Raw genomic sequence first — 18,666 nt, 5'->3', positions numbered from 1 at the left:
TTGTTCCGACTCCGCTGGGGCGAAATGATTCCCCAATCGGATCCGGACAAGTCTCTACCTAAGTCAAAATGGACCAACGAACGCTGATCCCCGTAGCGCGCGATTATCTAGTAGGCCGCGTTACAACGCATCAGGGGTAACAAAGTATTTATCGCGAAAAAGTCCTGTTTTCAGTCGAATTGAGCGTAAAAACTTGTTTCAAACGCTTTCAGGCCTGTAACAGGAAGGTTACCGGGCCATCATTGACCAGGTGCACCTGCATATCCGCGCCGAATCTACCTGATGCCACAGTGCCATGCACCTGTTTCGCTTTGCTTAATAAATAGTCGAATAGCTCCTCGCCCAGCGCCGGAGGGGCCGCGGTCGAAAAACTCGGACGCAGCCCGCTTTTGGTATCGGCAGCCAGAGTGAACTGAGAGACCAGTAGCAGCCCGCCACCCACATCCGCCAAGGACAGATTCATCTTGCCCTCAGCGTCACTGAACACCCGATAGTTAAGCAGCTTATTGAGAAGTTTGTCGGCGCTGGCCCGCGTGTCGTCGGGCTCGACGGCCACCAGGACCAGCAATCCCTGATCGACGGCACCTACGACTTCGCCCGCGACCTCGACCCGCGCGCCACGCACCCGTTGCAACAGGCCCTTCATGCTTCTTCAGGCGGCAGGTCAAGCAGTCGCCGGGCCATCAGATTGGCGGCGCGCACCAGCGCGTCAGTGATGCCCGGCTCGGAAGCGGCATGACCGGCGTCGCGGATGACCTGCAGTTCGCTGTTCGGCCAGGCTTGATGCAGTTCCCAGGCGTTATCCAGCGGGCAGATCACGTCATAGCGACCATGGATGATCACACCGGGCAAATGGGCGATCTTGCCCATGTTGCGGATCAACTGGTTCTGCTCCAGGAAGGCGTGGTTGCTGAAGTAGTGGCATTCGATGCGGGCAATCGACAATGCACGCTGTGGCTCGGAGAAGCGATCGACCACCAGCGGGTTAGGACGCAGGGTCGCGGTGCGGCCCTCCCAGGTGGACCAGGCCTTGGCCGCGTGCATCTGGGCAATCTGGTCGTTGCCGACCAGACGCTTGTGGAACGCGGCAAGCAAGTCATCGCGCTCGTCCAGAGGGATCGGCGCGATGTAGTCCTGCCAGTAATCGGGGAACAGGCGGCTGGCGCCGGCCTGGTAGAACCATTCGATTTCCTGCGGACGGCAGAGAAAGATTCCGCGCAGGATCAGACCGTGTACACGTTCAGGATGGGTTTGTGCGTAGGCCAGCGCCAGGGTCGAACCCCATGAGCCGCCAAACAGCACCCATTTGTCGATGCCCAGGTGCTGGCGAATCCGCTCAAGGTCGGCGACCAGATCCCAGGTGGTGTTGTTTTCCAGGCTGGCGTGGGGGGTGGAGCGACCGCAACCGCGCTGATCGAACGTGACAATGCGATAGAGATTGGGATCGAAGAAGCAACGACTCTGGGCATCACATCCGGCACCGGGACCACCATGGATGAACACCACGGGCAAACCTTCCGGTGAACCGCTTTCGTCGACATACAGCGTGTGAGTCTCGTCGACGGCCAGATCGTGCCGGGCGTGGGGTTTGATCTGCGGGTACAAAGTCTGCATTGCGCACTCCGTAAGGGGTCAAGGTCATCCCTGGGGGGACTTCTATTATTCTGCCGTCCGGCATCATAAACCCGAATTACGTCAATGAGCATGCCCGTGCGAAGTCAGAGTTTCGCCGCCAGATATCCGAACAAGGTTTTGTACAGCGCATCGACCTCGTCCGCCTGCCCTCGGGCCCGCAAACAGCCATGAACCAAACCCTCGCCGACATACAGCGTGGCAGCCACGCCCGCAGCCTTCAGTCGCTCGGCATACAGCACGCCGTCATCGCGCAACGGGTCGAATTGCGCCACCGCGATCCATGCCGGTGGCAGACCGCTGAAATCCGTGGCGAGCAATGGCATCGCGTAGGCGTTCGGGTGGCGGGTGCCTTGCAGGTAAAGCGCGTGATAGCAATCGACATCACTGCTGCTGAGTAACGGCGCGTCGATGCACTCACTGCGCGACGGCAGGCGGTGATCGCCGCCCAACCCCGGATAAATCAGAACCTGCGCGCACGGCAGCGGCTCGCCGGCATCGCGCAGCGCCAGGCACAACGCCGCCGCAAGATTGCCACCGGCACTGTCGCCGGCCACCAGCATGCGCTCCGGATCGAGTTGAAACGCCCCGGTGCGCAGTGCCCGCCAGACCTTCAGGCAATCATCGAACGCAGCGGGAAACGGATACTCCGGTGCCCGGCGGTAATCGACGGCGATCACCCGTACACCGAGTGTCGATGCCAATTCGGCGCAGATGAAGTCGTGGGAATCGAGGTCCCCCACCACCCAGCCACCGCCATGCAGGTAAACGATGCACGACGCACCACTGGCCGGTGGTTGATAGGAACGAACAGCAACACCGGCCAACTCGAAATCAATCACAGACAACCCGGCGGGGGGCGCCGGGGTAAACGCCCGGCACATCTCGCTGTAAGCCCGGCGCAACCCGGTGATACTGCTGTCGCTGCTGTTGAAACTCAGGGTTTTGTCGACGAATGCTGTCATTTGCCTGGAAAGCGGGTAAGGAGCCATAAACATGGTGCCCGTTCAGGGGAATGTATGGCCCCTGTAGGAGCGAGCTTGCTCGCGATGATCGTCAACGATAACGCGGGAATCCTGATACCCCGCGGCGTTCTCGGGTTTATCGCGAGCAAGCTCGCTCCTACAGGGGTTTGCTGTCAGTGATTCAGGCTGGCCTGAACCGTGGCTACGCCATCCTTGCCATCAAAGCTACTGACACCGGCCAGCCAGCGCTGCAAGTCCTCCGGATGGTCACGCAGCCATTTTTTCGCGACATCCTGAGCCGTTTGGCGCTCCATGATCGGCACCATCAACTGGCTTTCCTGGGCAGCGCTGAACGTGAGGTTCTCCAGCAGGCGATTGACGTTCGGGCAACGCTGGGCGTAATCCGGCGCGGTCACGCTGGAGACCGTCGCGGCGCCTTCATTCGGCCCGTAGACGTCTTCGCTGCCGGTCAGGTAGTCGATCTTCATGTTGATGTTCATTGGGTGCGGGGTCCAGCCGACAAACACCACGAACTCCTTGCGATTCACCGCCCGCTGCACGGCCGCCAGCATCCCGGCCTCACCGGACTCGATCAGTTTGAAATCCTTCAGGCCGAAGTGATTGGTCTCGATCATGGTCTTGATCGTGGTGTTCGCGCCGCTGCCCGGCTCGATGCCGTAGATCTTGCCGCCGAGCTGATCCTTGAATCTGGCGATGTCGGCGAAGGTTTTCAGCCCGGCCGCTGCCACATAGTCCGGGACCGCGAGGGTGGCCTGGGCATCGGCCAGGCTCGGTTTGTCCATGACCTTGACCTGATTGGCAGCCACGAAGGGTGCAATGTTTTTATCCATCGCCGGTTTCCAGTAACCGAGGAAGATGTCCAGGCGCCTGTCGCGGATGCCGGCGAAGATGATTTGCTGCACGGCGCTGGTTTGCTTGCTTTCGTAGCCGAGACCGTTGAGCAGCACATCGGCCATGCCACTGGTGGCGATCACGTCGGTCCAGTTGACCACGCCCATGCGCACGGTTTTACAGGAAGCGTCGTCCGCGGCCATGGCGCCGGCGCTCAACAGAGCAGTGCCGCAGAAGATTGAGAGACAGCGGGTGAACAGACCTTTGGGGCTTGTCATAGAGAGCATTCTCGTGCGGCAGCGGATTATTGTCGGGGCGGTGTCTTTGTGCACCGTGGCCAGAACATTACGCAGCAGACGAGCGGTAGAAGCGACCTGTGGCGACCGTGTTTTGCACGGTGGCGACAAAAAAAGATCGCAGCCTTCGGCAGCTCCTACAGGTGTTCGCAAAACAATGTAGGAGCTGCCGAAGGCTGCGATCTTTTGATTCTCAACCCTTGTAGTGCTGCTGCCCCCAGGCCAGCAACCCTTGCAGCAACTCCTTGAGCACCTCCCGCGTCGGCTCCGCCAGGTCCGGGCGATAACGGAACGGCTCGAACTCTTCCATGTACGTGCACTGCCCCAGCTCCAGCTGCACGGCGTGGATGTTCTCGACCGGGTTGCCGTAATGGCGGGTGATGTGGCCACCCTTGAAGCGTCCGTTCAGCACGTGGGTGTAGTTTTCGTGACGTGCGCAAATCGCTTCCAGTTGGGCCGCAAGCTGTGGATCGCAACTGGCGCCATTGAAGGTACCAAGGTTGAAGTCCGGCAGTTTGCCGTCGAACAGGTGCGGGATGATCGAGCGGATCGAGTGCGCATCGAACAGCAGTGCATAGCCGAACTCGGCCTTCAATCGCGCCAGTTCCTGCTGCAAGGTGCTGTGATACGGCGTCCAGATTTGCTCAAGATAGGTTGCCCGCTCTTGTTTCGAAGGCTCCAGCCCTTCGCGGAACAATGGCACGCCGTCGAACAGCGTGGCCGGATACAAACCGGTGGTCGCGCCCACGTACAAGGGTTTGTCGTCGGACGGCCGGTTAAGGTCAATGACAAACCGCGAATACTCGGCGGCCAGGGTACTGGCGCCCAGTTCAGCGGCGAAATCGTACAGCTGCGGGATATGCCAGTCGGTGTCCGGCAGGCTTTTCGCCTGCGGGATCAACCCGGCCTCGACTGCCGGAGTCAGGCGCACACCGGCGTGGGGCATGCTGATCAGCAGCGGCACGCGGCCTTGTTTGAAGTTCAGAACCTTATCCACAACAGATCTCCTACAGACTTGATTCGACGCCGTGGCGCACGACGCGTTTTTCCAGATCGCCGCCCAGCCAGTAACAGAGGTCGGCCGGACGATCAATTTGCCAGGCGACGAAATCCGCGACCTTGCCGGCTTCCAGCGAACCATGGGTTTCAGCCATGCCCAGCGCGGTGGCGGCGTGAATCGTCGCGCCCGCCAAGGCTTCTTCCGGGGTCATGCGGAAACAGGTGCAAGCCATGTTCAGCATCAGGCGCAACGACAGTGCCGGCGAGGTGCCCGGATTGAGGTCGCTGGCGATGGCGATTTTCACGCCGTGCTTGCGCAAGGCATCCATCGGCGGCAATTGGGTTTCGCGCAGGAAGTAATAGGCGCCGGGCAACAGCACCGCAACCGTGCCGGACTTGGCCATGGCAATGGCGTCATCCTCGGTCATGAACTCCAGGTGATCGGCGGACAACGCGTGATAACGCGCCGCCAGGCTCGAGCCGTGCAGCGACGACAATTGCTCGGCATGCAGCTTCACTGGCAAGCCCAGTTCCTGGGCGGTGATGAATACACGCTCCACCTGCGCAGGCGAGAACGCCAGGTATTCACAGAAGGCATCCACCGCGTCGACCAGCCCTTCGGCGGCCAAGGCCGGGAGCATATCGGCGCAGATGTGATCGATGTAGTCGTCGGCGCGATCGGCGTATTCCGGCGGCAAGGCGTGAGCCGCCAGACAGGTGCTGCGCACGCTGACCGGCAGTTCGGCACCGAGGCGACGGGCCACACGCAGCATCTTGCGCTCGTTGGCCAGGTCCAGGCCGTAGCCGGACTTGATTTCGATGCTGGTGACGCCATCGCGCATCAGGCTTTTCAGGCGTTTGGCGGCGCTGGCGAACAGTTCATCTTCGCTGGCGGCGCGGGTAGCGCGCACGGTGCTGGCGATGCCGCCACCGCTGGCGGCGATTTCCGCGTAGCTGACGCCTTGCAGACGCTGCTCGAATTCGCCGCTGCGGTTACCGCCGAACACCGTATGGGTATGGCAGTCAATCAGGCCCGGTGTGACCCAGGCCCCTTGCAAATCGTTGACCACCGAGTACTCGCCCGCCGGCAGGTCAGCGCGCTGGCCGACCCACTCAATGAGCGCACCTGACGTCACGATGGCCGCGTCCTCGATGATCGAGTAGACGCCTTGCGCCATGGTTGCGACGTGGCAGTGTTGCCAGAGAGTTTTCATCCGTGGCCTCCGTTAGGTTATCGATGAGAAAAAGAAGGTTCCTGCTCTACCAGTGCCGCCTGCCCCGCCGCAGGCTTCACCCAGGTCAGGTAGGCAAGCACCAGCAATACAATCCATACCACGCCGACGATCAGAGCCGCCTGGGTGTCCGGGAAATAGCCCAGCACGCCGAAGATAAACAGCATGAAGGCAATCGCCGCCATCGGCGCATAGGGCCAGAACGGTACCGGGAACTTCAACTGTGCGACCTGTTCACTGCTCATGGAACGACGCATGGCCACTTGGGTGAACAAAATCATCAACCAGACCCACACCGTGGCAAAGGTCGCGATGGAGGCTATCAGCAGAAACACGTTTTCCGGAATCAGGTAGTTCAGCAACACGCCCAGCAGCAGCGCGGCGCTCATCACCACTACGGTCATCCATGGCACACCGTTGCGTGACAAACGCGCGAAGCCCTTGGGTGCGTGGCCCTGCTGAGCCAGGCCGTACATCATCCGGCCTGCGCCGAAGATATCGCTGTTGATGGCCGAGATCGCCGCCGAGATCACCACGATATTGAGGATGGTCGCCGCCGAGCTGATGCCCAGATTGTCGAAAATCTGCACGAAAGGACTGCCCTGGCTGCCGATCTGCTGCCATGGAAAGATCGACATCAGCACGAACATGGTCAGCACGTAGAACAGCAGGATGCGCAACGGCACGGCATTGATCGCCCGAGGCAGCACATGCTGCGGGTCTTTGGCTTCACCAGCCGTCACACCGATGATTTCAATCCCGCCGAACGCGAACATCACCACCGCGAACGAGGCGATCAGGCCACCCACGCCATTGGGCATGAAACCGCCATGGCTCCAGAGGTTGCTGATATCTGTCGCTTGGGCGCCGGGGGCCGTGCTGATGCCGAACAGCATGATGCCGAAGCCACCCAGGATCATCGCGACAATGGCCGCGACCTTGAGCAGCGACAGCCAGAACTCCATTTCACCGAAGACTTTGACGTTGCACAGGTTCAAGCCGCCGACCACCGAGACGATGCCCAGCACCCAGATCCAGCGCGCGACTTCCGGAAACCAGAAGCCCATGTAAATACCGAACGCGGTGACATCGGCCATGCCGACGATGACCATTTCGAATGCGTAGGTCCAACCGAGGATGAAGCCCGCCATCGGCCCAAGATAGGTACTGGCGTATTGGCCAAAGGAACCGGCCACCGGGTTGTGCACCGCCATCTCACCGAGGGCGCGCATGACCATGAACACCGCCGCGCCACCGATCAGGTACGCGAGCAATACCGCAGGCCCGGCCATTTGAATGGCCGAGGCAGAACCGTAAAACAGCCCGGTGCCGATCGCCGACCCCAGTGCCATGAAGCGAATATGTCGGGCAGAGAGCCCGCGTTTCAAACCTTTTTCTGGCTGTTGCATTTCTCGTCCCTAATTATTGTTATTCGACGCAAAATCGAATCGCCGGCAAGCCGGCTCCTACAGGTTCATGCGACCCCCCTGTAGGAGCTGGCTTGCCAGCGAGGGGTCCTTAAAGGCTCGGCAAAAGCTTCGTCGTCACCAGTTCGTTCAGGCAACGCGAGGCCAACAGCTCGGTTGCGGCGTTGATATCCGGCGCAAAGAAACGGTCCTTCTCATAGAACGGCACTTCGTTACGCAGAATGGCACGGGCCTTTTCCAGTTTTGGCGAGGTCTTCAGACCATTGCGCAGGTCCAGACCCTGAGCCGCCGCCAGCCATTCTACGGCGAGAATCCCGCGGGTGTTCTCGGCCATTTCCCACAGACGCTTGCCAGCCGCCGGAGCCATCGATACGTGGTCTTCCTGGTTGGCGGAAGTCGGCAGGCTGTCCACCGAATGCGGATGGGACAACGCCTTGTTCTCGCTGGCCAGTGCCGCTGCGGTCACCTGGGCGATCATGAAGCCGGAGTTCACGCCACCGTTGGCCACCAGGAACGGCGGCAATTGCGACATGTGCTTGTCCATCATCAGCGAGATACGGCGTTCGCTCAGGGAGCCGATTTCAGCGATGGCCAATGCCATGTTGTCAGCGGCCATGGCCACCGGCTCGGCGTGGAAGTTACCACCGGATATCACGTCACCTTCAGCGGCGAACACCAACGGGTTGTCCGATACGGCGTTGGCTTCGATGGCCAGCACTTCGGCGGCCTGACGGAACTGGGTCAGGCAGGCGCCCATGACTTGTGGCTGGCAACGCAGGGAGTATGGATCCTGGACCTTTTCGCAGTTTTCGTGGGAGTCGGAGACTTCGCTACGCTCGCCCAGCAGATCACGGTAAGCGGACGCGGCGTCGATCTGGCCTTTCTGGCCACGGGCAGCGTGGATGCGTGCGTCGAACGGCGAGCGCGAACCCAGCACCGCTTCAACGGTCAGGCCGCCCAGCGCCAAGGCACCGGCGAACAGGTCTTCACCTTCGAACAGGCCACGCAGGGCAAAAGCGGTGGAGACTTGAGTGCCGTTGAGCAGCGCCAAACCTTCTTTGGCGGCCAGGGTCAGCGGAGTCAGACCGGCGACTTTCAGCGCTTCGGTGGCTTCCATCCACTCGCCTTTGTAGCGCGCCTTGCCTTCACCCAGCAGCACCAGCGACATGTGCGCCAAAGGCGCCAGGTCACCGGAGGCACCGACCGAACCTTTCAATGGAATATGCGGGTAAACCTCAGCGTTGATCAGGGCGATCAGCGCATCGATCACCACACGACGGATGCCGGAGAAGCCACGGCTCAGGCTGTTGACCTTGAGCACCATGATCAAACGCACCAGGGCGTCGCTGATCGGCTGACCGACACCGGCGGCGTGGGACAGCACCAGCGAGCGCTGCAGGTTTTCCAGGTCTTCGCTGGCGATACGGGTCGACGCCAGCAGGCCGAAACCGGTGTTGATGCCGTAGGCGGTGCGATTCTCGGCGAGGATCTGCTCCACGCAGGCAACACTGGCTTCGATCTGGGCCGAGGCGCTGTTGTCGAGGGTGATTTTTACCGGCTGCTGATAAACATCACGCAGTTGGGCCAGGCTCAGTTGACCGGGAATCAGGTTTAGAGAAGTCATTTTGTGCTCCTTTTGAGAGTTAGCTATTAACTAACCAGACGCTCCGGAGATGTCCGTTGTCCGTCGCTTCCCCCTTTTTGAGGGGGTGGCGCCTTGGCACGCTGGTTTTGTAGGGAAATCAGTTCAAATTCGGTAAGACTTTTTGCAGCAAAACAGGGTCTTTCAAAACGCTGGCAGCGGCGGCAATGTCCGGTGCCAACCAACGATCCTGATCGTAGGCCGGAACACGTTCACGCAGCAGGCGCCAGGCCGCATCGGTGCCTGCGCCGAAGCGTTGTTCCTTGAGGAATTCGAACGCCTGGGCGGCCAGCAAATACTCGATGGCAAGGATTTGCGTGCAGTTTTCCAGCGCACGATGCAGCTTCAGCGCGGCGTTGGTGCCCAGGCTCAGGTGATCTTCCTGCAGGCCCGACGTCACGTAGTTATCCAACACTGCCGGTTGCGCCAGTTGACGGTTTTCCGCGCACAGCGAAGCGGCGACGTATTGCACGATCATCATCCCGGAGTTCACACCCGGGTTGGCCACCAGAAAGGCCGGCAGGCCGCTGACGTGCGGGTTGATCAAACGGTCCAGGCGACGCTCGGCGATGGAGCCGATTTCCGCCATGGCAATCGCCAGCAGGTCCGCCGCCATTGCCACGGACTGGCCATGGGGGTTGGCCTGAGACACCACGCGGTATTTGTCTGCGGTGCCCAGCACCAGCGGGTTGTCGGTGGCGCCGTTGAGTTCGGTTTCGATCTGTTTGGTCGCATGCACCAGTTGATCGCGTGCGGCGCCGTGCACCTGCGGAATCGAGCGGATGCTCAGGGCATCTTGCGTACGAATGCCTTTGCTCTGGGCAATCACTTCGCTGCCGTCGAGCAGTGCGCGCAGGTTGATTCCGACCTGTTGCATACCCGGGTGCGGCTTGAGCGCGATGATCTCGGCGTCGAAAGCGTCGATTTGCCCGCGTTGGGCTTCGAAGCTCATGGCGCCGATCACGTCGGCCCATTCCAGCAGGCGCGTAGCATCGGCAATGGCCAGGCAGCTCAGGCCAGTCATGCACGGTGTGCCGTTGACCAGGCACAAACCGTCCTTGGCACCGAGCTTGACCGGTTGCAGGCCTTCTTCGGCCAGTGCTTGCTGCGCGGAAACGATCTGACCGCGATAGCTGACATTGCCGACGCCCAGCAGCGCGATGCCGATGTGGGCCATGTGGGTCAGGTAGCCCACGGAACCCTGGGACGGCACTTGCGGGGTGATGCCACGGTTGAGCAGTGCCAGCAGCGCTTCGACGACCTGACGGTGCAGGCCGGATTTGCCGTGGCTGTAGTTGACGACGGCGGCGCACATGATCGAGCGGGTCTGCTCGTTGCTCAGCGCTGCACCCACGCCGCAAGCGTGGCTGAGCAAGGTGTTACGCGACAACTGGCTGAGTTGTTCGTCCTGCAGCGAGACATTGCACAGCGCGCCCAGGCCGGTGTTGATGCCATAAGCACGTTCGCCGCTGGTGACGATGCGCTGGACGATGGCCTGCGCGTTTTCGATGCGCGCCCAGATCGGCGCCGACAGCTCAAGCTGTGCGCCATCGCGGGCCACGGCGACCACGTCCTGCCAAGTTACCTGCGCTTGGGTGATAACGATTTTTTCAGCCTGGGACATCTTCAACCTCGTGCTTACAACCTGAATATTGATGCAGCTTTACCGGCCCCTTCGCTGGCAAGCCAGCTCCTACAGGGGTTACGCGCACCTTGTAGGAGCGGGCTTGCCCGCGAAGGGGCCGGCCCAGCCACCACAATTCTTTTAAACCACCGCCGCCCGACGCTGTACAAAGCGGTCGACATATTCATCCGCAGGCGAGTGCAGGATCTCTCTCGGCGTGCCGACCTGGATCAGGCGGCCATCCTTGAGGATCGCGATTCGGTTGCCGATGCGCACGGCCTCGTCGAGGTCGTGGGTGATAAAGACGATGGTCTTGTGCAGGGTCTTTTGCAGTTCCAGCAACTGGTCCTGCATCTCCGCGCGGATCAGCGGGTCGAGGGCGCTGAAGGCTTCGTCCATCAGAATGATGTCGGTGTCCGCCGCCAGGGCGCGGGCCAGGCCCACACGCTGACGCATACCGCCGGAGAGCTGGTGCGGATATTTGTTTTCGTAGCCCTTGAGGCCCACGGTGTTGATCCAGTGCAGCGCACGCTCGGCGCACATGGCTTTGCTTTCGCCGCGGATTTTCAGGCCGTAGGCGACGTTGTCCAGCACGCTCTTGTGCGGCAACAGACCGAAGCTCTGGAACACCATGCTGATCTTGCGCCGACGAAATTCGCGCAGGGCTTCCATGTCGTATTGCAGGATGTCCACGCCGTCCACCAGGATCGCGCCGCTGGTCGGGTCGATCAGGCGATTGAAGTGGCGGACCAGGGTCGACTTGCCGGAACCCGACAGGCCCATGATCACGAAGATCTCGCCGCTGCCGATGCTCAGCGACAGGTCGTTCACACCCACCACGCAGCCGGTTTCGGCCAGCACCTGATCCTTGGTCTTGCCCTGGCCGACCATGGCCAGCGCGTCCTTGGCACGGTTGCCGAAAATCTTGAAGACGTTTTTGACTTCGATCTTGCTCACGGTTGCGTTGTTCATTTGCTCACCTCATGCCGTGCGCGACCGTACGCCTGTGTAATGCGGTCGATCACCACAGCCAGAATCACGATCGCCAGACCGGCTTCAAGGCCACGTCCGACGTTGAGGGTCTGAATCCCCACCAGCACATCTTCACCCAGACCACGGGCACCGATCATCGAGGCGATCACCACCATCGACAGGGCCATCATGGTGGTCTGGTTGATCCCGGCCATGATGCTCGGCAGGGCCAGCGGCAGTTGCACGCCGAACAGTTGCTGCCAGCGGTTGGCACCGAAGGCGTTGATCGCTTCCATCACTTCGCCGTCGACCTGGCGAATGCCCAGATCGGTCAGGCGGATCAGCGGCGGCGCGGCGTAGATCACGGTAGCGAAAATCGCCGGGACCTTGCCCAGGCCGAACAGCATCAGCACCGGAATCAGGTACACGAAGCTCGGCATGGTCTGCATGATGTCCAGCAATGGCATCAGTATCGAACGCAGGCGGTTGCTGCGCGCCGAGAGAATGCCCAGCGGAATGCCGATCAACACCGAAATGATCGTCGCCACCATCATCAGTGCCAGGGTCTGCATCAGCTTGTCCCAGAGGCCAACCGCCCCCACCAGGAACAGCAAACCAACGATGACGGCAGTGGTCACGACCTTGCGGGTCGCGTGCCAGGCCACACCAGCCACGATCGCCAGCATCAGCCACCAGGGTGCAGCGCGCAGCAGGCCTTCGAGATTGACGATGGCCCACAACAGGGTGTCGGAGATGTGCCGGAACACGTCACCGTAGTTGGTGACCAGCGAATCGACCCAACCGTTGACCCAGTCGGCGATGGAAAAGGTAAAGCTTTCGGGAAACATAAGAGACTCTCAATCAAGGGGTTGCGATCAAGCATCCGACTGCCGTCGCCGACAGTCGGAGAAGCCCAACCTACAAGGCCGCGTCGATTTTCTTGGCTGCGTCTTCGCTCACCCATGCGTGCCAGACTTCAGGATGTTCCTTCAGGAAGATCTTGGCCAGTTTTGGTGATTCGATCCGCTCTTTGGTCATGCGCCCCAGGTTCTGGTTCAGCAGGTCGATTGGCACGTTGACCTTTTCCAGCACGGCCACCAATTCAGGCGCTTCGTCGTGGAAAGTCTTGGACAGGCCGACCTTGATATCCACGGTCTTGTTCACGCCTGGTTTCTCTTCGAGTTTCACCGCGTCGATCTGGCCCATCAGCGGGGTTGGCGACCAGTAGTAGAACAGGATCGGCTCGCCACGCTTGTAGCTCGACAGCACAGCGGCATCCAGCGCCGGGCCGGTGCCTGGGCGGAAGTTGGTGTAGGTGCTTTCCAGGCCGTAGCTCTTCAGCATTTCGCTGTTGTCCAGCTCACAGGTCCAACCGGCCGGGCAGTTATAGAAACGACCCTTGGATGGCTCTTCGGCATCCTTGAAAATCGCCGAGTACTTGCCCAGGTCGGCAATGTTTTTCAGGTCCGGCGCCTTGGCTTCCAGCTTGCGCTTGGCGTCGCCTTCGATCACGTAGCGCGGCACGTACCAGCCTTCGACGGCACCCACCACTGGCGCGCCGACACCGACGACTTTGCCGGCCTTCTCGGCCTTGTTCCAGACTTCGCTGCGGCCGACCCACTCTTCGGCGAACACTTGAATGTCGTTGCTGCTCAGGGCGTTTTCCATGGTGATGGAGTTGCCTGGCAGGCTGTCGGTCTTGCAGTCGTAGCCTTTCTCCAGCACGACTTGCAACACGTCGGTCAGCAGCATGGCGCTTTCCCAGTTCAGGCCGGCGAACTTCACCGGTTTGCCCGACTCGCACCAACCCGCCGCCTGAGTGGCGCCGGCGCTGGCCAGCAGGCCCATGGAAAGCAATGTGGTCAGCAGGGTCTTGTTCGATTTCATTGTTGTGACGCTCCTAATCATGAGTTGGCTTACGGCAGTCAAGAGGCATCCAGCCCTGTCCACGTCCAATCAGGCCTGCGCCGCAGCGCGACCGGCCCCGCTTTTTTTAGGTTGTACAACGCTGTCCTGCTCGACCGGCAGGATCAATTGATCGGGCACTGTGCCGTGCCATTTTTTTGCGCACAGGTAATACAGGGCTGCGGGAAGCACCAGACCGATGATCCAGGAAATATCCACATCACCCAGGGCCGCCACCAGCGGACCGGTATAGAACTTGGTGGAAATGAACGGCAGTTGCACCAGCACACCGAAGACATAGACGCTGATCCCGAGTGGGTTCCAGCGGCCGTAGCGACCGTTCGGGTCGGCCAGCGCCGGCACGTCATAGCGCTCGCGGGTGATGCAGTAGTAGTCCACCAGGTTGATCGCGCTCCAGGGCGTGAAGAACGCCAGCAAGAACAGGATGAAGGACTTGAACGCACCGAGGAACGAGTGCTGACCGAGCAACGCCATCAGGGTCGCAGCACCGACGATGACCAGCACGAAGACCAGACGTTGCAAGCGCGTTACCTTCAGGTCACCCCGGAAACCGCTGATGATGGTCGCAATGCACATGAAACTGCCGTAGGAGTTCAGCGTGGAGATGGTGACCTTGCCAAAGGCGATGCTGAAGTACAGCAGCGCAGCGGTGGCACCGGTACCGCCAAGACCAACGATGTAGGCCACTTCGTGGCCGGCGTATTGCCCGTTGGCCGAAGCGGCAGCGAACACGCCGAGGACCATCGCCACCTGTGCACCAATAACCGAACCTGCGCCTGCGGCAAAAAAAGTTTTCACCGAGGAAATCTTGCTCGGCAGGTAGCGAGAATAGTCAGCCACATAAGGGCCGAAGGCGATCTGCCAGGACGCCGCGAGCGACACCGCGAGCAAAAAACTGCTCCAGCTGAAGTGGCGGATTTGCAACAGTGCGCCAACGTCAACCTGGCTCATCAGACAGCTGAACAGATAAACAAAGGCAATCACGCCAATGACACTGGCAACACGGCCGATCCAATGGATCACCCGATAACCGAGCACTGTGACCAGCACGATGACACTGGCGAAAAGGAGGATACCGACGGTGTCGCTGACGCCAAACAATTGGCCCAGCGCCTGCCCGGATAACACGGTTCCCGTTGCGGTGAAGCCCAGGTACATCAAGCAGACCAGCACGATTGGGATCGCCGCGCCGTACACGCCGAACTGCACCCGGCTGGAGATCATCTGCGGCAGGCCGAGCTTGGGCCCTTGCGCGGCATGCAGCGCCATCACGCCGCCACCCAGTAGTTGACCGATCAACAGACCGATCAACGACCAGAACACATCGCCGCCCAGCACCACGGCCAGGGCCCCGGTGACAATCGCGGTGATTTGCAGGTTGGCACCCATCCACAGGGTGAACTGGCTCAACAGACGACCGTGTCTTTCCGCTTCCGGGATGTAGTCGATCGAGCGCTTCTCGATCAACGGTTTGTTGCCTGCACGATCGCTGTTAACAGCCATGGTTCAACCTCTGTGGATTGTTGGTCGGTGTTGGTTGTATCTGTGTAGGAGCTGTGTAGGAGCTGTCGAGTGAAACGAAGCTGCGATCTTTTGATCTTCGGCGTCAGTAACGACGCCAAAAGATCGCAGCCTTCGGCAGCTCCTACAGGTTTGCATTGGGCCAAGGCCCGCTTTCTTTATTTGCCGGTAATCATCGGCAAGTTCAGCCCTTGTTCCTTGGCGCAGTCGATGGCGATCTGGTAACCGGCATCGGCGTGACGCATGACACCGGTGGCCGGGTCGTTGTGCAGCACGCGAGCGATACGCTCGGCCGCTTCGTCAGTACCGTCGCAGACAATCACCATGCCCGAGTGCTGAGAGAAGCCCATGCCGACGCCGCCGCCGTGGTGCAGGGAAACCCAGGTCGCGCCGCTCGCGGTATTGAGCAGGGCGTTGAGCAGTGGCCAGTCGGACACGGCGTCGGAACCGTCCTGCATGGACTCGGTTTCGCGGTTCGGGCTCGATACCGAACCGGAGTCCAGGTGGTCGCGACCGATCACGATCGGCGCGGACAACTCGCCGCTACGGACCATTTCGTTGAACGCCAGACCCAGCTTGGCGCGCAGGCCCAGGCCAACCCAGCAGATACGTGCCGGCAGACCCTGGAAGCTGATGCGCTCACGGGCCATGTCCAGCCAGTTGTGCAGGTGGGCGTCGTCCGGGATCAGCTCTTTGACCTTGGCGTCGGTCTTGTAGATGTCTTCAGCGTTGCCCGACAGTGCAGCCCAACGGAACGGGCCGATGCCACGGCAGAACAGCGGACGGATGTAGGCTGGTACGAAGCCCGGGAAGTCGAATGCGTTTTCCACGCCTTCTTCTTGCGCCATCTGACGGATGTTGTTGCCGTAGTCGAAAGTCGGTACGCCCATTTTCTGGAAGTCCAACATCGCTTTGACGTGCACGGCCATCGATTGCTTGGCGGCCTTGATCACAGCGGCAGGTTCAGTCTTGGCGCGAGCGCGGTACTGGTCCCAGGTCCAGCCGGCCGGCAGGTAGCCGTTGAGCGGATCGTGGGCGCTGGTCTGGTCGGTAACCATGTCCGGGCGCACGCCGCGCTTGACCAGTTCCGGGAGAATTTCTGCCGCGTTACCCAGCAGGGCAATGGAAATCGCTTTGCCTTCGGCGGTGTATTTGGCGATGCGGGCCAGCGCGTCGTCGAGATCGGTTGCTTGCTCGTCGACATAGCGGCTTTTCAGACGGAAATCGATGCTGACCTGCTGACATTCGATGTTCAGCGAGCAAGCGCCAGCCAGGGTCGCGGCCAGAGGCTGAGCGCCACCCATGCCACCGAGGCCTGCGGTCAGGACCCAACGACCTTTCAGGTCATCGTTATAGTGTTGGCGACCGGCTTCAACGAAGGTTTCGTAGGTGCCCTGGACGATGCCCTGGCTGCCGATGTAGATCCAGCTGCCGGCAGTCATCTGGCCGTACATGGCCAGGCCTTTGGCGTCGAGTTCGTTGAAGTGTTCCCAGCTCGCCCAGTGTGGAACCAGGTTGGAGTTGGCGATCAGTACGCGCGGGGCATTGCTGTGGGTCTTGAACACGCCGACCGGCTTGCCGGATTGCACCAGCAGGGTCTCGTCGTCGTTCAGGTTGGTCAGGCTTTCGACGATCTTGTCGTAGCATTCCCAGTTACGTGCAGCGCGACCGATACCACCGTAAACCACCAGTTCTTTAGGGTTCTCGGCGACTTCCGGGTCGAGGTTGTTCATCAGCATGCGCAGCGGCGCTTCGGTCAGCCAGCTCTTGGCGGTCAGCTTGTTACCACGTGCGGCACGGATTTCAACGTCACGAAACTTAGTAGGTTTAATGTCAGTCACGAAAAAGACTCCTCAGCAATCAATCCAAACCAACCCAGGCAGTGGGCGAGCAAGCCAATGGGCATATCAGTGCACACCGGCGAATCAGTGGACGATGGTTGAGTCCTCGTGACTCATACGCATACGTCTTTACTTGTACATACAAGCATATGCAATCAAGCGGCCAACTTGCCGGATGAGCATTCAAGAAAAAATCTGAAACGGCTGGAGAGCGCCTGGAACAAGGGTTCTGGCGAAGATGAAATATTTTCGGGAGGATTTTTGTGGCGAGGGGGTTTTGTTACTTGAGCGTGGTTTTGCGCCACGCTGGGGCGTTCGGTAACAACATGGTGCGCTTTCGGGAACGCTGAAAAGCAAAAGATCGCAGCCTTCGGCAGCTCCTACAGGGTGCAAAGCATCCCATGTAGGAGCTGCCGAAGGCTGCGATCTTTTGAAAATTCAGAATCAGCGTGCGGTCAGCTCAATCACACAGCATGGGCTATTAACGGAGATTTCCAGCAGGCCAGTGTTACCGTCCAGTTGCAGGCAATCATGCCGGCCAAGTTGCGAAGCGTTGTTACCGACCACCACTTCCAGTGCTTCGCCGATGCTGAACACCAACACCGTGCGCGCCGAACTGAAGAACCGCTGCTCGCCACTCAACCACTGCAACCGCGCACCGTAACGCTGCGGCGCGTAAATCAGGTTGAAATCGCGAATCGGACTGCCGAGCAACGTGCAGGAAACCTTGCTTTCACCACTGAAGGCAAACGGGTCCAGCGGTAACAGTGGCCGCGTGTCCTGGCCATCCACCGTCAGGCTCATACCATCGCCCTGCAAAACGGTGATCACTCGCTCGTAACCGGCGAAGGTGGAAAACCCACCCGACTCGCCAATGTCGGCAATCGACAGGCGCCAGCCAAACCCATCCAGGCCAGTGCCGGCATCGCGGGTGATTTCTTCGGTGCTGCCGCCGCCGTTTTTCCACGGCATGCGCGGGTAATCGAGCGCACGTAAAACTTTCAGACTGCTCATTTATGGCTCTCTATTTATGAAACCGACCTTCCAGACGATGACGGGAACCGGGGTGGATCAAGCGAGCGGCGGTCACTGGCTGACGACCGGACCAGGTGCGGCGGCGAATCAGCAGGCAAGGCTCGCCCTTTTCAATCTGTAGCAATTTGCATTCGGACGACTCGGCCAGGATCGCCTCGACCACGTGCTCGCCTTCGGTCAGCGGCGCGACCTGGTTCAGGTAGGCGTAGGGCGTTTGCAGGGTGAAGTCCTGCTTGAGGTAGTCCGGCGCCACCAGCGCATTGACGAAACGGTCTTCGATTTGCACCGGAATATCGTTTTCGAAATGCACGATCAGCGAGTGGAACACCTTCTGCCCTTCGCGCATGTCCAGGGCCAGGGCGCGCTCGGAGCCGGCGGCCTCTTCTTCAAGGGTGATGACCTTGCAGGTGTGGCGATGACCGCGAGAGGCAATTTCATCGGCAATGTTGTGCACTTCAAACAGCGCGGACTGGCTTTTCGGCTCGGCGACGAATGTGCCGACGCCTTGCATGCGCACCAGCAGGCCATCGGCGGTCATCTCGCGCAGGGCGCGGTTGATGGTCATGCGGCTGAAGCCCAACTGGCTGACCAGTTCGCTTTCCGACGGAACGCGGTAGTGCGGCGGCCAGTTTCCACTGTCGATTTGCTGGGTGATCATTTGTTTGACGCGGGCGTACAAGGGCGCCGGACTGTCGCCCATGT

General features: G+C 60.4%; 16 protein-coding genes. All 16 read right to left on the bottom strand.

Annotated elements, in window-relative coordinates; genetic code table 11:
* Window positions 1–208: 208 nt before the first annotated feature.
* The gene (gene dtd / locus AC1D19_RS16525) at window positions 209–646 is read right to left on the bottom strand and encodes a D-aminoacyl-tRNA deacylase (RefSeq protein WP_477752195.1); all 438 of its coding nucleotides are present in this window, start codon (window positions 644–646) and stop codon (window positions 209–211) included.
* Window positions 643–1,614, bottom strand: coding sequence for a prolyl aminopeptidase (pip, locus tag AC1D19_RS16520; protein WP_477752196.1), 972 nt, complete (start codon window positions 1,612–1,614; stop codon window positions 643–645). Before pip ends, dtd begins: the two co-directional genes overlap by 4 nt.
* 104 nt (window positions 1,615–1,718) lie before the next feature.
* Window positions 1,719–2,624, bottom strand: coding sequence for an alpha/beta hydrolase (locus tag AC1D19_RS16515; RefSeq protein WP_477763812.1), 906 nt, complete (start codon window positions 2,622–2,624; stop codon window positions 1,719–1,721).
* A gap of 146 nt (window positions 2,625–2,770) precedes the next feature.
* A complete protein-coding gene (locus tag AC1D19_RS16510) occupies window positions 2,771–3,727 on the bottom strand; it encodes a choline ABC transporter substrate-binding protein (RefSeq protein ID WP_477763811.1) in 957 nt (318 codons plus the stop codon).
* A 211-nt stretch (window positions 3,728–3,938) separates the two neighbouring features.
* Complete coding sequence (hutG, locus tag AC1D19_RS16505; protein WP_477763810.1) at window positions 3,939–4,742, bottom strand: N-formylglutamate deformylase; 804 nt, start codon at window positions 4,740–4,742, stop codon at window positions 3,939–3,941.
* Window positions 4,743–4,752: 10 nt separating this feature from the next.
* Window positions 4,753–5,958 (bottom strand): imidazolonepropionase, encoded by a 1,206-nt coding sequence (gene hutI, locus AC1D19_RS16500; RefSeq protein ID WP_477752200.1) that lies wholly within the window; start codon window positions 5,956–5,958, stop codon window positions 4,753–4,755.
* 17 nt (window positions 5,959–5,975) lie between these two features.
* Entirely contained in the window at window positions 5,976–7,385 is a 1,410-nt protein-coding gene (locus AC1D19_RS16495; RefSeq protein WP_477752201.1) for an amino acid permease, read from the bottom strand.
* Window positions 7,386–7,494: 109 nt separating this feature from the next.
* The gene (gene hutH, locus AC1D19_RS16490) at window positions 7,495–9,027 is read right to left on the bottom strand and encodes a histidine ammonia-lyase (protein ID WP_477752202.1); all 1,533 of its coding nucleotides are present in this window, start codon (window positions 9,025–9,027) and stop codon (window positions 7,495–7,497) included.
* 118 nt (window positions 9,028–9,145) lie between these two features.
* On the bottom strand, window positions 9,146–10,669 hold the full coding sequence (hutH, locus tag AC1D19_RS16485) for a histidine ammonia-lyase (RefSeq protein ID WP_477763809.1): 1,524 nt from the start codon (window positions 10,667–10,669) through the stop codon (window positions 9,146–9,148).
* Window positions 10,670–10,810: 141 nt separating this feature from the next.
* Entirely contained in the window at window positions 10,811–11,641 is an 831-nt protein-coding gene (locus AC1D19_RS16480) for a quaternary amine ABC transporter ATP-binding protein (RefSeq protein ID WP_007975542.1), read from the bottom strand.
* Window positions 11,638–12,489, bottom strand: a complete 852-nt coding sequence (locus AC1D19_RS16475) for an ABC transporter permease (protein WP_046039591.1) — start codon at window positions 12,487–12,489, stop codon at window positions 11,638–11,640. The genes AC1D19_RS16480 and AC1D19_RS16475 overlap by 4 nt, the downstream gene beginning before the upstream one ends.
* 70 nt (window positions 12,490–12,559) lie before the next feature.
* Complete coding sequence (locus AC1D19_RS16470; protein WP_477752623.1) at window positions 12,560–13,528, bottom strand: ABC transporter substrate-binding protein; 969 nt, start codon at window positions 13,526–13,528, stop codon at window positions 12,560–12,562.
* A 69-nt stretch (window positions 13,529–13,597) separates the two neighbouring features.
* The gene (locus tag AC1D19_RS16465) at window positions 13,598–15,070 is read right to left on the bottom strand and encodes a purine-cytosine permease family protein (RefSeq protein ID WP_477752624.1); all 1,473 of its coding nucleotides are present in this window, start codon (window positions 15,068–15,070) and stop codon (window positions 13,598–13,600) included.
* Window positions 15,071–15,246: 176 nt separating this feature from the next.
* Window positions 15,247–16,929: a urocanate hydratase gene (hutU, locus tag AC1D19_RS16460; protein WP_223457541.1), complete on the bottom strand. Its 1,683-nt coding sequence runs from the start codon at window positions 16,927–16,929 to the stop codon at window positions 15,247–15,249.
* Between the two features lie 444 nt (window positions 16,930–17,373).
* Window positions 17,374–17,943, bottom strand: a complete 570-nt coding sequence (locus AC1D19_RS16455) for a HutD/Ves family protein (protein WP_477763808.1) — start codon at window positions 17,941–17,943, stop codon at window positions 17,374–17,376.
* A 10-nt stretch (window positions 17,944–17,953) separates the two neighbouring features.
* Window positions 17,954–18,664, bottom strand: coding sequence for a histidine utilization repressor (hutC, locus tag AC1D19_RS16450; protein WP_173677901.1), 711 nt, complete (start codon window positions 18,662–18,664; stop codon window positions 17,954–17,956).
* Window positions 18,665–18,666 lie beyond the last annotated feature (2 nt).

The sequence above is a fragment of the Pseudomonas sp. P1_C12 genome, assembly GCF_056406435.1.
This window is presented reverse-complemented; position numbering and strand designations above follow the sequence as displayed.

Excerpts from the sequence above, each read along its gene's own strand:
- AC1D19_RS16510 (WP_477763811.1), bottom strand. The coding sequence starts at position 3,727 with ATGACAAGCCCCAAAGGTCTGTTCACCCGCTGTCTCTCAATCTTCTGC.
- AC1D19_RS16515 (WP_477763812.1), bottom strand. The coding sequence starts at position 2,624 with ATGGCTCCTTACCCGCTTTCCAGGCAAATGACAGCATTCGTCGACAAA.
- AC1D19_RS16475 (WP_046039591.1), bottom strand. The coding sequence starts at position 12,489 with ATGTTTCCCGAAAGCTTTACCTTTTCCATCGCCGACTGGGTCAACGGT.
- AC1D19_RS16455 (WP_477763808.1), bottom strand. The coding sequence starts at position 17,943 with ATGAGCAGTCTGAAAGTTTTACGTGCGCTCGATTACCCGCGCATGCCG.
- pip (WP_477752196.1), bottom strand. The coding sequence starts at position 1,614 with ATGCAGACTTTGTACCCGCAGATCAAACCCCACGCCCGGCACGATCTG.
- AC1D19_RS16470 (WP_477752623.1), bottom strand. The coding sequence starts at position 13,528 with ATGAAATCGAACAAGACCCTGCTGACCACATTGCTTTCCATGGGCCTG.
- AC1D19_RS16480 (WP_007975542.1), bottom strand. The coding sequence starts at position 11,641 with ATGAACAACGCAACCGTGAGCAAGATCGAAGTCAAAAACGTCTTCAAG.
- AC1D19_RS16495 (WP_477752201.1), bottom strand. The coding sequence starts at position 7,385 with ATGCAACAGCCAGAAAAAGGTTTGAAACGCGGGCTCTCTGCCCGACAT.
- hutH (WP_477763809.1), bottom strand. The coding sequence starts at position 10,669 with ATGTCCCAGGCTGAAAAAATCGTTATCACCCAAGCGCAGGTAACTTGG.
- hutI (WP_477752200.1), bottom strand. The coding sequence starts at position 5,958 with ATGAAAACTCTCTGGCAACACTGCCACGTCGCAACCATGGCGCAAGGC.
- AC1D19_RS16465 (WP_477752624.1), bottom strand. The coding sequence starts at position 15,070 with ATGGCTGTTAACAGCGATCGTGCAGGCAACAAACCGTTGATCGAGAAG.
- hutC (WP_173677901.1), bottom strand. The coding sequence starts at position 18,664 with ATGGGCGACAGTCCGGCGCCCTTGTACGCCCGCGTCAAACAAATGATC.
- dtd (WP_477752195.1), bottom strand. The coding sequence starts at position 646 with ATGAAGGGCCTGTTGCAACGGGTGCGTGGCGCGCGGGTCGAGGTCGCG.
- hutH (WP_477752202.1), bottom strand. The coding sequence starts at position 9,027 with ATGACTTCTCTAAACCTGATTCCCGGTCAACTGAGCCTGGCCCAACTG.